Origin of the sequence: Gilliamella sp. BG7, assembly GCF_046635565.1 — a bacterium.
Lineage (GTDB): Bacteria > Pseudomonadota > Gammaproteobacteria > Enterobacterales > Orbaceae > Gilliamella > Gilliamella apicola_P.
Genome location: NZ_JBIDFB010000010.1, coordinates 15,517 through 30,232, shown reverse-complemented (window position 1 = coordinate 30,232; position 14,716 = coordinate 15,517). Strand labels below are relative to the sequence as shown.

Sequence of the window (14,716 nt, the reverse complement as noted above, 5' to 3'; positions counted from 1 at the left end):
CTGCGTGATTAATCTTATAGGGCGTGAATTTTACGCAAATTTTATTCTTGTTGCAAGCGCTCTTTAACAAAAGATCGCAAAAAGTTATAAAAAAGATCAGCGAGATACTCTTTTCAAGCTACAATAATCATAAATTACTATTTAGCCAGAATAAAATTTAAAAATAACGTTAAGTGTTTATATGTCGAAAATAAAAATTCGCTACACCGAATCAATTATTAATCGTTTAACACTATTGCTGCTCTGTTTAGGCGCTATTGCTTTAGTTGCATTATCGTTTTCAATCCAGATTGCCAATGATACAAAAGGTGGAGCGTATATGGTTAATCAATTAGGCTTACTAAGAATGAAGAACTACCAAATACTAACAATGGTTCCACTCAATAAGGAAGATTATGATAATTTAAATATTTTTATTAATATTTCTTCATCACAAAAACATTTAACGCTTTTAAAACGTTACGATTTAATTAATGAATTTAATCAGTTAGAAACCGATTGGAATACTCGACTTATTACTAAAATACAGCAAGCACAAAAAATCGATGAAATAAAAATTGATATTGAAAACTATGTTGCTCGTATCAACAATTTAGTAGATAAGATTGATCAAAAAACCGAAAACAAAATTTATTATATTTCTCAATTACAACAATTATTTATTGTTATTATCGTAATTTTTTTAGCTGTTCAAATTTATTACTTACGCTACTACCTCCTTGCGCCATGGCAGAAACTAATTAGTATGGCTGAAGCAATTTCTAACCACAATTTTAAAGCGCGTTTTAATATTAAAGGTAGAAAAAATGAATTTGATCTATTAGGGCTTGCTTTTAACAAAATGTCCGAGCAAATCGAATCACAATATTTATTGTTAGAAAAACAAGTCGCAGAAAAAACAGATAAATTACAACAAACCAATAAAATCGTTTCATTTCAATATCAAACAATTAAGCAACTGCATACTTCAGAACCATTGTGTGAACGTTTTCTAAAAATACTACACAAATTAGAAGATTTAGTACCATTAACTCAATTTAAAATTCGTTTTTATGAATCAAATAATACTGATCATTATCAACAAATTAGTTACAATAATGAACAAAAATTACCTTATTGCCAAGGTCCTAAATGCAACGCTTGTTTAATCTCATCAAAAACTTCTCAAAAAAATAACTTTCAACGCCATTGGCACCTTCAAGAAAATGGAGAAAAATATGGGATATTATTTGCTTTACAGCCAGAAAATATCATATTAACCAATGAACAAGAAAACTTAATTATAGGAGTCATCAAGCAAATGACTACCGCAATGAAGCTCGATAGACAAATTGAACAACAAAAACAATATTTATTAATAAAAGAACGCTCAGCAATGGCCAGAGAGCTGCATGATTCCATTGCTCAATCTCTATCTTGTTTAAAAATACACCTCAACTGCTTACAAATGCAATCAGATTTAACATCACAAAGCAGTATTGATTTATTGTCAACAATGCGTAAAGAAGTCAATATAACCTACTCACAACTAAGAGAACTAATTACCTCTTTTCGCTTACGCCTTAACCAAACGGGTTTTTATGCAAATTTACTGGAATTAATTGAGGAATTTAATCAAAAATTACAATTCAATATTCAGTTTGAATATTTATTACCGCTGAATATTATCAATAGTAAATATGCATTTCATTTATTGCAAATAATTCGAGAAGGACTAAATAACATATACAAACATGCTAAAGCTACACAGATTATTGTTAGTTTAAAAATTGATGACCATCAAATTATTTCTGTTTGTATTGAGGATAATGGAATTGGTTTACAAAACAATATTAGACTAGATAATAGCTATGGTCTAATCATTATGCGTGATAGAGTTGAAATACTAAATGGTAATTTAACAATAAATAGCAAACCTCTCCAAGGAACACAAGTTATGATAGCATTTAAGGTTAATAAAACCATTTCATTCAAAACAACAGAAGAGTAAAAATGGAACAAATAAATTGCTCAATACTTCTTATTGATGATCATCCAATGTTAAGAAATGGCGTAAAACAGCTGATAAATACAGTCAACCATTTTGACATTGTAGGAGAAACTGGCTCTGGAATAGAAGGCGTTAAATTAGCCGAAGAGCTTGATCCTGATATTATTTTACTTGATATCAATATGCAAGACGTTAATGGATTAGAAATATTACACTATTTGCGCCAAAAAAACATATCGAGTCGAATTATTATGTTTACAGTATCAGATGCAAAAGAAGATATAATCACCGCACTAAAAACAGGTGCTGATGGCTATTTATTAAAAGATATGGAGCCTGAAGATTTTCTAAAATCACTACAAGAAATCTCGATTGGAAAACTAGTTATGGATAATGCTATTTCGCATATTATCCTCAATTACATGCGTCATAACAAACAACCAATTGCAAAACAGATGCATGATGTCAGCTTGTTGACACTAAGAGAAAATGAAATTTTTAATTTATTAGTACAAGGACTATCAAATAAGCTAATTGCAAGAGATTTAGGTATCGTAGAAAGCACCGTCAAAGTACATATCAAAAGTATATTCAAAAAACTTAATTTTAAATCACGAATGGAAATGACAGTATGGTATTTACAAAGTAAGGAATAATGTTATTTACTTAAAAATAGATAAATCATAACGCATTACCTTAAATAGGTAAAACAATTTATAACACAAAATATAGGATGGTGTTCACGAAAATTCATCTATTTATTTCTATTAATACTCAGAAAACCAATTCAGCTTTTCGCGGAATGCTACAACAGGCCCGATAATAATTAAACTAGGACTATAAGCCTGCAAAGACAATTGTGCTAAATCACATAACAGACCTGATATTACTTTTTGCTTTGTTGTTGTACCTTCTTCAACAATTGCAACTGGCGTATTTGCATTCATACCGTATTTAATTAATTGTTTTTCGATGTTACTAGCTTGAGATAATCCCATATAAAAAACTAATGTTTGTTTTTCAGCGGCTAAACTTTTCCAATCAAGATGACTACCATCTTTCAAATGACCAGTAATTAAACGTACGCTATGAGCATAATCTCGATGCGTTAATGGAATTCCACTATAAGCAGAACAACCTGAAGCTGCAGTAATTCCTGGCACAACAGAAAATGGAATATCAGCATTAAATAATGTTTCGAGCTCTTCACCACCTCGACCAAAAATAAAAGGATCTCCACCTTTTAAACGTACAACACGTTTACCTTTTTTAGCTTGTTGTAAAAGAATCTGATTTATTTGTTCTTGAGGTACACAATGAAATCCTGCTCGCTTACCAACAAAAATACGTTGAGCATCTCGACGGGCTAAATTCATAATTTCATCCGATACTAATCTATCATAGACAATAATATCTGCTTGTTGGATTTGTTGTAATCCCTTTAAAGTCAACAAGCCTGCATCACCCGGACCAGCGCCAACTAATACAACCTCTCCACGCGAATCAAGTGAAGTATCAAATAACTCATTAGTGAGTTTTTCAACATGATCTGAATCGCTATTAGCAATCGCTTGAGCTAACCTATCATGAGAAAATAACCTTTCCCAAAAACGACGACGTTCCGTCACTGTTTGATAGGTTGTTTTAACTTTATTACGTAAATAACCGGCATATTTAGCTAATTTTCCTAAATGTTGGGGTAAAATGGACTCTAGTTTTTCACGCAATAATCTAGCCAAAACAGGAGCATGCCCTTCTGAAGATATTGCAACCATAATAGGCGAACGATCAATAATTGAGGGCATAATAAAACTCGCATCTTTTGGAGAATCAACCACATTACAAAAAATACGCTTTTTTTCCGTCTCAACACTCACCCTTTGATTAGTTTCCTGACAGTCTGTTGCCGCAATAACTAACCATTTATCATTCAGTAATTCGGCATTAAACTCCCCTTGAACTAAAACTAGTTGTTTTTGTTCATTCCAACATATGAATTGCTCGTTAAATTCATGCGCATTGACAGTTAAGCGTGCACCAGCTTCAAGTAATAATCGAGCTTTACGCTCAGCAACTTCACCGCCACCGACTAATAAGCAATCACGGTTTTCTAGCTTACAAAATAAGGGGAAATAATCCATAATACCTCAAAATAAAACATTATCTGTTTAAAAATTTATTAACAACTAACCTCTAATAATAGAAATTTATTAATTATCCTATTTTTAATTGCTTCGTTATTTTTTATTACTAATTACGATTAAAACAAAATATAATCCTCATTAATTTAACACCTTTTGGGGGATTGCTTACCATGCTCTCTCCTTATATTAGGTTATTTTAACCACATTTTCTGAATTAAACAGCTATTAAGGTCGATCTTCTTTGGGTGTTGAATACCAGTATCCCAGCCCCATAAATAATGCGCCAGAAACAATATTTCCTAATGAAACCCATAATAGATTATGACCAATTCCAGTTAATGTGTAAGCATCACTATGATGACCAAACCATGAAAGTGAAAAAAGTGTCATGTTCGCAACGGAGTGTTCATAACCACAAGCAATAAATGCTAACAAACACCACCAAATAGCGATAAACTTTGCCAAACCTTCAACTCGATTAGCCATCCAAATCGCTAAACAAACTAACCAGTTACATAAAATACCTCTAGAAAATAATGCCGAAGCTGAAGCAGATGTTTTTGCTAAAGCCGCTGCATGAACCAAACTAGTATCCGTTGATAATAGCGGTGTTGCAGCATAAAAATACAATGCAGTAACAAAAATTGAACCTAATAAATTTCCTAACCATGTTTGTGGCAATACTGTCCACATTTGGGTATGAGTAATTTTTTTGCATTTTACTCCTAGGGTTAAAAACATGGTATGCCCTGTAAATAATTCAGAACCTGCAATTACAACCAACGTTAAAGCAATACCAAATGTTGCCCCCATAAGTAAAGGTCTTATTGATGGATCAACAAGGTTTCCTAAAGTAAAAATCAAAATAATACCTATTCCTACATAAGCCCCAGCCATAGCAGAACTTAGCCAAAAACCAAATGGATTCGTTTTTGTCAAACGAACAATACGCGCAGCATTTGCTGCACATTTATTAATTGTCTCTGTATACATAATGAATTTATCCTTTTAAAAATACATTTAGCGCGACTTTACTTGTACGATCCCACCGTCATTAACATCTACTTCATAATGGAGGATTGAATATTGTTCATCTTCAAAACAATAACCATCTTTTAAACGAAAGCGTTGCTTTTTAAGCGGGCTTGCCACCCATAACTCATTTTCATGTTCTGCTATAATGCCTCGGGATAAAACACTTGCTTTAGCAAATGGATCAATATTACTAATCGCATAAAGCTCAGCATTATTATAAGGGCGAAAAATAGCCACATGATCATTACCAACAAGAGCACAAACTCCTGTGCCTGGTAAAATCTCATCAAGTTTACAAATAGTTATCCATTGACTCATATTATTCCCCTAACATTACTTTACGTTCTTCTGCTGTTGCTGGGCGATGCTGATCACGCTCAGGTACGATTTGGACATTCTCATCACGTTTGTTACTATTAATAAAATGAGAAAATCGAATTTGGCCTTCTGTATTTTCAACAGCTTCCTTCCATTCACATACCATTAATTTACGTAAGCGTGTCATTTCACTTTCTAACTCAGCATTTATGCCTAATTTATCGCCAATAATAACACTACGTAAATAATCAATACCGCCATCTAAATTTTCAAGCCAGACTGACGTCCGTTGTAATTTATCTGCGGTACGAATATAAAACATAAGGAAACGATCAATATATCGAATTAGTGTATTTTTATCGAGATCAGCAGCAAGTAAATCAGCATGACGAGGCTTCATACCACCATTACCACACACATAAAGATTCCATCCCTTTTCAGTAGCAATAACACCGATATCTTTACCTTGCGCTTCGGCACATTCACGCGTACAACCTGATACGCCTAGTTTAAATTTATGTGGTGCACGAATGCCTTTATAACGGTTTTCTAGCTCAACGCCTAAACCAACACTATCTCCGACACCGAATCGACACCAAGTGCTACCTACACAAGTTTTTGCCATTCTTAATGCTTTGGCATAAGCATGACCACTATCAAAACCAGCCTCAATAAGCTCCTTCCAAATAGCTGGAAGATCGTCTTTTTGAGCTCCAAATAAGCCAATGCGCTGTGAACCGGTAATTTTAGAATAGAGCTGATATTTTTTAGCTATTTGACCAACAGCAATTAATCCTTCTGGAGTAATTTCACCACCAGCACTACGCGGAATTATCGAATAAGTACCATTTTTTTGAATATTACCTAAGAAAATATCATTACTATCTTGTAGAGGAATCAAATTATCTTTAAGAATATAATCATTCCAACATGAAGCTAATAAAGATCCGACGGTAGGTTTACAAATTTCACAGCCATAGCCTTTACCATGTTTCTTAATTACTTGCTCAAAAGACGTTAAGCCCTCAACACGGATAAGATGATATAACTCCTGACGCGAATATTTAAAATGTCCGCATAATGCATGGCTGACCTCAATGCCTTGTTTAGCTAACTCTAAATTAAGAATTTGTGTAACAAGTGGGATACAGCCTCCACACCCAGTCCCAGCTTTAGTTTCAGCTTTGATTGCTGCAACCGTATGACAACCAGCATTAATGGCATTAATAATTTTTTCTTTAGTCACATCAAAACAAGAGCAGATTTGTGCTGAATCGGGAAGCGCATCAACCCCCATAGCTGGTTTTGCTCCTGCATGTGCAGGCAGTATCAACGTATCTGGATGTTCAGGTAGATCCATATCATTAAGCATTAATTGCAATAAATTACTATAATCTGACGTATCGCCAACCAATACCGCACCCAAAAGCTTTTTATTATCATTCGAAACAACCAATTTTTTATAAACTGGCGTTGTTTCATCTAAATAAACATAACTATGACACCCTATTGTTTTTGCTTTAGCATCGCCAATACTACCGACATCGACTCCCATAAGCTTTAGCTTAGCGCTCATATCGGCGCCTTCAAATTTATCTGCTTGTCCCATTAAATGCGCTAAGGCAATCTGAGCCATTTTGTAGCCTGGTGCAACTAAACCAAACACCTTGTTTTGCCAACAAGCACATTCACCAATAGCATAGATATCAGGATCCGAAGTTTGGCAATAATCATTAATAACAATGCCCCCGCGAGGACCGATTTCTAACTCACATTCTTGAGCTAATTTATCATTTGCTCTAATGCCAGTTGAAAAAACAATAAAATCGACTTCAAGTGCCGAGCCATCCGCAAATTGCATGATTTTCCCAGCAGGTGTGTGAATAATTTCTTGAGTATTTTTACTGGTATGAACACCTACCCCCATCTCCTCAATTTTACGACGTAGTTGTTCTCCACCCTGCACATCCAGCTGTTCAGCCATAAGCACTGGAGCAAACTCAACCACATGCGTTTCCATACCTAAGTTTTTTAAAGCTCCAGCAGCCTCAAGTCCAAGCAATCCACCACCCACAACAGCGCCTTTTTGACAACGCTTTGCACATTCTTGAATAGCATCAAGATCTTCAATCGTACGATAAACAAAACAATCCGAACCATCAGCACCTTTAATCGGTGGTACCCAAGGATAAGATCCTGTCGCAATAATCAATTTATCATAAGCAACAATTCGCCCTTGTTGAGAGTGAATCTCCTTACGCTGACGGTTAATTAAAATAGCCCGTTCATTAAGTAAGACTTTAATATTATTCTCTTCGTATAAACCTTCGCGAACTAGAGAAAGCGCTTCTGCTGTGTGACCAGAAAAATAAGAAGAAAGGTGTACCCGATCATAGGCAAGACGAGGTTCTTCACAAAAAATAGTAATATTGAATTGATTGGGCTGCATTTTATCAATTAACTCTTCAATAAAACGATGCCCAACCATCCCATTACCAATAATAACGAGGTTGGTTTTACTCATACATAACTCCAATTTTAATTTAATTAAATTGCTAAAAAATTTTAATTTAATAACATTGTATGAAACTGTGCATAGAATATAACTACCCTCAAGGATTACTACTTTAGTGGTAGGAGTGATTGTTTAAGTCATAATTTCAAGATAAGGCTTGTTTAAAAATGATCCTCACCCAAAAAATTGGAAGAAGTCACCTCTATGATATAAATACAAATCATAGGAGAAAAATATCATGATCAGAAAATTTAGCGTCGAATTCAAACAACAATCAGTCGATTATGCGTTATCTCATGTACACCTTTCTATAAGTAAACTTGCCAACCATCTAAGCATAGGTAAATCAATCCTAGGTAAGAGAATTAGACAACTAGCTCCGAATAAAACCAGCCGTTGAGGAGTAACGGTTGAGTACAACGGATTATGGTTTTAGAAAAAGAAATTCATTCAGCCAACGGCTGGATATCACCTGAACAATATGAACAATAATATTACTGAAACAACAAAATGATAGAGGTACGCACTATCTAATATTTTGTTGAGGATCACGTAAATAAATATTCGAAAAAAACTATAAAATACCTCTTTATTTTAATTAAAATTTTTTATAATTTAGAACATTTGATATAATTAAATAATTAAGTGAATAAATCTAATTGGTTGTAAAGAACAGTAGGCGTCTATTGATAGGTGTGTGTAATATTAATATTAATTAAATTTTAATTTTTTATTAGTAAAGAGGGTTTATGACATTAGTTTCAGAGTTATATAATAGTGACGGTGATTCTTTTCAAGACACTACTGCTAATAGAACAGCTACCAGAATTGGTAATCGATTGAAAGACAGATTTGAGCAGTATTTAACAAGAACTAATTCTGAAGATGAATTAATCAGTAGATCTATTGCGGCATACACGGTATCTTTTTTTACTGGAGCAAGTGATGAAGAAGCTTCCTATTCTGTATGTGACGGCAGCGATGATGGAGGTATTGATGCTATTTATGTTTCTCATTCAGTTAAAATTTTAATCGTTGTTCAGTCAAAATATAATAAATCTGGAACTGCTACATGGAAAAAAGATGAGTTTTTAAATTTTAAACTAGCATGTGAAAATCTTTTGTCTGGAAAATATGAACGTTTGTCTAGTAAGCTACAACCTAAAATCTCTGATATTGAATTCGCATTCGGTGAAATGGATTACAAATGTCTATTTATTATGTCTCACACGGGTAAAGTAGGTGGAGCATCTGATATTCTTGAGTTGATGAAAGATTGGCAAAATGAACTTAATAAGAGTGCGTGTATTGATGATATTTCTGATAGTAATTCACTTCCTTTTCAAGTTCATCTATTTTCTAGAGAAAATATTGTCGAAGGGTTATCCGGAGCTTCAAGAACAGCAATAACTATCAAAGATGCGCAATTATTTTCATATGGAAGACTTGATGAGCCTTATACTTCGATATATGGGTATATTGATGGTATCCAACTAAAGGAATGGTGGGATTTGCATAATATATCTTTATTTGAGAAGAATATTAGGGGATTACTAGGCGATACACCTGTCAATCAATCTATCAAAGATACAATTTTAACTGAACCAGAATTGTTTTGGTATTTTAATAATGGCATAACTGTTTTAGTTGAAAGTATTGGTCCTCATAAACGTAATGCTAATAATAACCCTAATGGTTTGTTTACTCTTGAAAATATTACTATTGTGAATGGTGCTCAAACAGTCAGTACTATTGGTAAAATTACTGATAAGGACGCATTGAGTAAAATTAAAGTATATATAAAAGTTATTCAGACTGATGCAATCAATGATTTAATTTATAAAATTACTAGAGCAACTAACCATCAAAATGCAGTTTCTGGTAGAGATTTTGCTTCTCAAGAAGAAAATCAACAAAGATTACAAAAAGAAATTTTAATTGAAGGGTATAAGTATAAATTGCTTAGATCCAATAAAGAAGAATCTATCCCAGAAGATAAGACTATTGATTTGGATGAAGCATTAGATGCTTTAGTGTGTTTTAGCAAAAAGGCTACAGCAATAACAACTTTAAAAAAGGGGAGAGGTAAATTTTTTGAGAACTTTACAAGCACAACATACACTTCAATTTTTAATGATAGAGTTTCAGGAATAAAAACTATTAATCTTGTGCTTTTATATCGTCAAATTGAATCAGTTAAAATAAATTTATTGGCTCGAAAAACTGATATTCAAGAACCCAAAAAAGAAAGAATATTAACGCATAGCAATAGAGTAATCACTGCTATATTATTGAATAAATTTTTGTCAAACATGAAAATAGACTCAGAACTAATAAAAATAGATGAATGTGCTGTAAATGATGCATATGTAGAAACGTTAGATAAAATAATAAGTTATATAGAAGAAAAATTTGATGCAAGTATCATGATTCCTCGTTTTTTTGAAAATAAATCAAAGGTTGAGAGCTTATTAAGATATTTTGATGTAGATAAGAATTGAATTAAGTTGTATAAGATGTAGGATTTACTAGCGTTGTTTACAGTAATTTGAGAAACTACTGTAATGAATATACATAAAAAACAAAACTAACGCCTTATCACAAACAAGAAATATGGCGCTTATATCATAAAGAAAAAATAACGGTCACTGATTTGGCAAAATGCTTTATGGTCAGTCGGCCTACCATTTATAATGTACTAAAGAAAGCCCGATTGAAGCTTTTTGTGCCTTTAACCAGTAAGAATGAACGTTATAAAACCATTCGTTATGGAATTAAACGTCTGGTTAAAGTCGAAAAATCGATTGAAGATAAATTAAGACGGCAAGCTAAACGCTATAACAAAGCCTATCCGGGAGAAATGCTACACGTTGATACCAAACGTTTACCTTTACTTAAAAATGAAACGAAACAGCAAACTAGAGAATATTTATTTGTCGGTATTGATGATTTTTCACGTGAGCTTTATGCGGGTATTTACCCTGATAAATCCCAATTTAGCGCAGCACAATTTTTACAAAACGATGTGTTAGCCCAATGTCCTTATACTAAAGCTTAAACGCTTTATTAATTTTTATAATACCGTTAAACCGCATAAAGCGATTTCAGGGAAAACGCCTTATGAGTTTTTAGAGGATTATTTTAACCATGAAGTATAAACAACTCGGCGTTTTCCTACACGCCATATTTACGGCACAGTTCTTTAACGGGAATACCCGCTTCAGCTTCTTTTAAAATATCGACGATTTGATGTTCAGTCATTTTTTTCATAATTAAATCCCCTTTTCTTTTATCATAGAGAATTTTCTACTTTTTTGCTGTACTATTTTAGGGGGATAGTTACAGTTTATTCGGGGAAAGTTGCCTAATCCATTTATCTAGGGTTGATTTACCCACACCTAGATGATTGGCAAGTTCGCTGATAGAAAGGTGTGCATTAGATAACGCATAATCCACTGATTGTTGTTTGAATTCGATACTAAATTTTTTGACCATAATATTTGTCTCCTATGATTTTTGTTTATATCATAGAGGCGAATTTTTGGCGAGGATCGAAAATACCTCTCAAAAAAATTACTTAATTACCCTGCAAATCGATAAAAACAGCTAAAAAAGTTGCCAACCATAATTAAATGTTTATAATTAGCCGACTAAATAAATTGAGTAATGATAATTGAATTACAATTCAAGAAAGCTGCCTTCACGTGAAACCTTAGCTCGAGCACAAAGATTTAATAATGACATCGTTGATGTTTCTGGTGTTGATCTGGTTTTGAGCTTAATAACAACGGCCGATCTAATTCGTGCTAATATCTATGCGCAATTAGATAAAGATTACGGCGTTTCTGAAGGTAAGTTTGCCTTATTGATGTCATTGTTTTCAGAAGGTGAAACCTGTGCCAGTGATCTTGCTTTGCGCATTGGTGTAACACCAGCAACAGTATCAGTAATGGTTAAACGAATGCTGGCAGCGCCAGAGCCTTTAATCTCGATGTCAAAAAGTGGTGATGATGGTCGTTCTCGATTAATCACTTTAACACATACAGGCGAAAAGCTGATTCAAAATGCATTACCCAATCACCTAAAATCAATTCGCGCTTTTGCACAAGTACTCAATTCGCAAGAACAAGAGTCTTTAATATTGATGTTACGTAAATTATTACGAAAATAACGGACTTTAATCATTAAAGTTCTTCATTTCACTTAAATAGTTAGCTGACTAAATAAATGGAAAATAAGCTATATATGAAAAAAAATGTCAAAATTCCTGTTATCTTTTTACTCCTGCTAATCTTTGGCTCATTTTTAATCTTTTTAGGTTCAAGAAATGATGCGGTCTCGGTTGCCAAAAGCATCAAATCTGGTGTATTAACTGCCGATGAGATTAATATTGCCTTTCAAAATGTCGGCGGAAAAGTCACCAAGCGATTTGTAGAAGAATCACAAATAGTAAAAAAAGGTGATCCTTTAATGCAATTAGAAGATATCGATACCAAACTAGCTATCGATCAACTACAAGCTTTAGTTGATAGCCAAAAGGCGGCAGTAAACCAAGAACAAAAAAATATTGAAATCACTGAAAGTGAAACCAACCTTTCAGAATTATCAACTTGGCGAAAAATAGAAGAAGTGCAAGCCAATTTAGAAGCAGCGAAATCGGCTCGATACCTAGCTAATACTGAATTTGATCGCCAAACCCAATTACGTAAATCGGGGGGAAACTCGCAGTCACAACTTGATAATGCTCGTAATGTTTTTATTAATGCAAAAATGCAAGTTATTCAAATTGAAAGTCAACTTTCTACCTTAATGATTGGTGCGACGCCTGAACAAATTAGCCAATTTGAACAAACAAAAAATGCAACAGGAATGACAATACAATCAATCTTAATTGCACGACAAAAACTGCAAAACCGCCAAAATCAATTAACACAGCTTCAATCACAACTCGCGCAAGGCGAAGCTGAATTAAAACAACTACAGCTTAATTATGATCGACTAACATTAAGAGCACCTGAAGATGGAAAAGTATTAAAACTTATGTTTGAAGATGGCGAAATGGTACCAAACGGTGCGCCAGCAGTCTTATTAGAAACCGATCGTAAATATATCGACATTTATGTGAATGAAAAAATGGTTAATGATTATCAACCAGGCACAACGGTTACAGCAAATGTAATTGCACTTAACAAAGAAGTAAAAGGAAAAGTTCGCTTTGCCACCGCTGCACCATCATTTGCTGACTTACGCATGACACGAGAACGAGGTCAAGCTGATTTAACCTCTTATCAAGTCAGAATTTACATAAAATCAATTCCTAAACTATTAACTGGAATGACACTTGAGGTTGAAAAATGATGCAAAACATCATTAAATCCATGCTTGAAGAGCTTGACGCCATGTTGTCTGGCCATTTTATACCTTATTATAAAGTTTCGCTTGGCTTAGCTGCTATTGTTTCGCTTGTTTTTTCAATTGTATTAAGTCATGGAGCTGTGTTTGAAGGAAAAATTGCGGTTATTGATCTTGATGGTTCTCATTATTCGACTGAATTAATTAGCAAAGTCAATACATCGCCTTATATTGAAGTGACAGAAGTAATAAGATCGCCAGTAAATCCAATAACATTGGTTTCACACGACCGTAATTTAGGTGTTTTATATATTCCTAAAGGTCTAGAAAAAAGCTTAAAAAAAGGCGATCAAACCGTACGCCTAGGCTATTTTGCTGATGATACAAACGATGCACAAAATGCCAAAGTACTACAAAGCCTTAATGAATATATTCCAGAATTGGGGGCTGAACTTAGTGTTGGTAAAGTTGCAGCATTAGGACTTGGTAAAGAAGGCATTGAAGCAACTTTATCACCAATGCAACTTAAAACACGATATATGTTTAATCCAGCAAGCTCGTCCACCATATCGACGATTATATATTTTGTCTACTTTTTCTCGTCACTGACTTACGGCCTAACCTCATTAATGATTATTGGCCGCTTGAAAGTAACTGGCATGTGGGAACAAACAATAGAAAGAGGACTCTTACCTTTATTAGCAAAAACAATCCCTTATGCACTATTTTTTACAACAGCATTAACGCTTATCACAGCCATACTTGTTATATTTGGACAACTGCGTTTTGACGGTAACTATTTTGCTTTTGTACCAAGCATATTTATGACAGGATTAGCATTTGGTTGGCTAGGATTGTTACTGTCTTGGAAAACTAACAACCCAGGAGAAGGCGCTGGTCGAATGATTTTCTTAGTACCTCCAGGGTTTATCATGGGCGGTTCAACAATGGCTGTGGGAATAATGCCAATTTGGACTTACTATGTTAGCCATGCTTTCCCATTAGTTTGGTTATTTAAATTTTTCCGCGATTTTGCCATGCGAGGGCGTTCACTAATTGATATGTTTGCGACTTATGGCGCTTTCATTATCTACTTAACGATCATTGCTTTTGTTGTGATGATGTTTGTTGAACGAGCAAAAAAGGCAGTTAATGCATCATAATTCATTGGTAGTTTTAATTTCGAGCATTTTAAGCATTATTGTAAAAATAATTCTAATTTGTAAAAAACGCCGAGTTGTTTACACTTCATAATTAAAATAATCCTATAAAAACTCATAAAGCGTTTTCCTTGAAATCGCTTTATGCGGTTTAACGGTATTATAAAAATTAATAAAGCGTTTAAATTTTTATTTTCTATTT

The 14,716-nt window shown here is 33.7% G+C and carries 12 protein-coding genes and 1 pseudogene; 7 read left to right on the top strand and 6 right to left on the bottom strand.

All coding sequences use genetic code 11. The features are described from left to right. Positions 1 to 181 precede the first annotated feature (181 nt). Together ACGH49_RS07650 and narL are read left to right on the top strand one after the other, a co-directional pair. Positions 182 to 1,990, top strand: a complete 1,809-nt coding sequence (locus tag ACGH49_RS07650) for a histidine kinase (protein WP_411588914.1) — start codon at positions 182 to 184, stop codon at positions 1,988 to 1,990. Between the two features lie 2 nt (positions 1,991 to 1,992). Next, on the top strand, positions 1,993 to 2,646 hold the full coding sequence (narL, locus tag ACGH49_RS07645; RefSeq protein WP_411588913.1) for a two-component system response regulator NarL: 654 nt from the start codon (positions 1,993 to 1,995) through the stop codon (positions 2,644 to 2,646). Positions 2,647 to 2,757: 111 nt separating this feature from the next. Here the strand turns inward: narL and cysG are convergent, their stop codons facing one another. From cysG to nirB, 4 genes are all read right to left on the bottom strand, one after another. Continuing rightward, complete coding sequence (cysG, locus tag ACGH49_RS07640; protein ID WP_411588912.1) at positions 2,758 to 4,131, bottom strand: siroheme synthase CysG; 1,374 nt, start codon at positions 4,129 to 4,131, stop codon at positions 2,758 to 2,760. A gap of 228 nt (positions 4,132 to 4,359) precedes the next feature. Beyond that, complete coding sequence (gene nirC / locus ACGH49_RS07635) at positions 4,360 to 5,127, bottom strand: nitrite transporter NirC (protein ID WP_411588911.1); 768 nt, start codon at positions 5,125 to 5,127, stop codon at positions 4,360 to 4,362. A gap of 27 nt (positions 5,128 to 5,154) precedes the next feature. Further along, a complete protein-coding gene (nirD, locus tag ACGH49_RS07630; RefSeq protein WP_411588910.1) occupies positions 5,155 to 5,487 on the bottom strand; it encodes a nitrite reductase small subunit NirD in 333 nt (110 codons plus the stop codon). A gap of 1 nt (position 5,488) precedes the next feature. Then, positions 5,489 to 8,011, bottom strand: coding sequence for a nitrite reductase large subunit NirB (gene nirB, locus ACGH49_RS07625; protein WP_411588909.1), 2,523 nt, complete (start codon positions 8,009 to 8,011; stop codon positions 5,489 to 5,491). A 740-nt stretch (positions 8,012 to 8,751) separates the two neighbouring features. Here nirB and ACGH49_RS07620 point away from each other — a divergent pair. After that, on the top strand, positions 8,752 to 10,503 hold the full coding sequence (locus ACGH49_RS07620) for an AIPR family protein (RefSeq protein WP_411588908.1): 1,752 nt from the start codon (positions 8,752 to 8,754) through the stop codon (positions 10,501 to 10,503). Between the two features lie 167 nt (positions 10,504 to 10,670). Next, complete coding sequence (locus ACGH49_RS07615; RefSeq protein WP_411588907.1) at positions 10,671 to 11,060, top strand: hypothetical protein; 390 nt, start codon at positions 10,671 to 10,673, stop codon at positions 11,058 to 11,060. A 116-nt stretch (positions 11,061 to 11,176) separates the two neighbouring features. Here the strand turns inward: ACGH49_RS07615 and ACGH49_RS07610 are convergent, their stop codons facing one another. Both ACGH49_RS07610 and ACGH49_RS07605 read right to left on the bottom strand, forming a co-directional pair. Next, positions 11,177 to 11,272, bottom strand: a complete 96-nt coding sequence (locus ACGH49_RS07610) for a transposase (protein WP_411588955.1) — start codon at positions 11,270 to 11,272, stop codon at positions 11,177 to 11,179. Between the two features lie 81 nt (positions 11,273 to 11,353). Then, positions 11,354 to 11,497: pseudogene (locus ACGH49_RS07605) on the bottom strand (transposase); the annotation flags it as partial. A gap of 178 nt (positions 11,498 to 11,675) precedes the next feature. On the opposite strand from ACGH49_RS07605, the gene ACGH49_RS07600 reads away from it, so the two are divergent. The 3 genes from ACGH49_RS07600 to ACGH49_RS07590 all read left to right on the top strand — a co-directional run bounded on the left by ACGH49_RS07600 (position 11,676) and on the right by ACGH49_RS07590 (position 14,517). Further along, positions 11,676 to 12,173 (top strand): MarR family winged helix-turn-helix transcriptional regulator, encoded by a 498-nt coding sequence (locus ACGH49_RS07600; RefSeq protein WP_065609361.1) that lies wholly within the window; start codon positions 11,676 to 11,678, stop codon positions 12,171 to 12,173. A 74-nt stretch (positions 12,174 to 12,247) separates the two neighbouring features. Then, positions 12,248 to 13,360 (top strand): HlyD family secretion protein, encoded by a 1,113-nt coding sequence (locus ACGH49_RS07595; protein ID WP_411588906.1) that lies wholly within the window; start codon positions 12,248 to 12,250, stop codon positions 13,358 to 13,360. Then, complete coding sequence (locus tag ACGH49_RS07590; protein WP_296318431.1) at positions 13,357 to 14,517, top strand: ABC transporter permease; 1,161 nt, start codon at positions 13,357 to 13,359, stop codon at positions 14,515 to 14,517. Before ACGH49_RS07595 ends, ACGH49_RS07590 begins: the two co-directional genes overlap by 4 nt. Positions 14,518 to 14,716: the final 199 nt, after the last annotated feature.

Coding starts and splice junctions, on each gene's coding strand:
- ACGH49_RS07650 (WP_411588914.1), top strand. CDS start 182: ATGTCGAAAATAAAAATTCGCTACACCGAATCAATTATTAATCGTTTA.
- narL (WP_411588913.1), top strand. CDS start 1,993: ATGGAACAAATAAATTGCTCAATACTTCTTATTGATGATCATCCAATG.
- cysG (WP_411588912.1), bottom strand. CDS start 4,131: ATGGATTATTTCCCCTTATTTTGTAAGCTAGAAAACCGTGATTGCTTA.
- nirC (WP_411588911.1), bottom strand. CDS start 5,127: ATGTATACAGAGACAATTAATAAATGTGCAGCAAATGCTGCGCGTATT.
- nirD (WP_411588910.1), bottom strand. CDS start 5,487: ATGAGTCAATGGATAACTATTTGTAAACTTGATGAGATTTTACCAGGC.
- nirB (WP_411588909.1), bottom strand. CDS start 8,011: ATGAGTAAAACCAACCTCGTTATTATTGGTAATGGGATGGTTGGGCAT.
- ACGH49_RS07620 (WP_411588908.1), top strand. CDS start 8,752: ATGACATTAGTTTCAGAGTTATATAATAGTGACGGTGATTCTTTTCAA.
- ACGH49_RS07615 (WP_411588907.1), top strand. CDS start 10,671: ATGGTCAGTCGGCCTACCATTTATAATGTACTAAAGAAAGCCCGATTG.
- ACGH49_RS07610 (WP_411588955.1), bottom strand. CDS start 11,272: ATGAAAAAAATGACTGAACATCAAATCGTCGATATTTTAAAAGAAGCT.
- ACGH49_RS07595 (WP_411588906.1), top strand. CDS start 12,248: ATGAAAAAAAATGTCAAAATTCCTGTTATCTTTTTACTCCTGCTAATC.
- ACGH49_RS07590 (WP_296318431.1), top strand. CDS start 13,357: ATGATGCAAAACATCATTAAATCCATGCTTGAAGAGCTTGACGCCATG.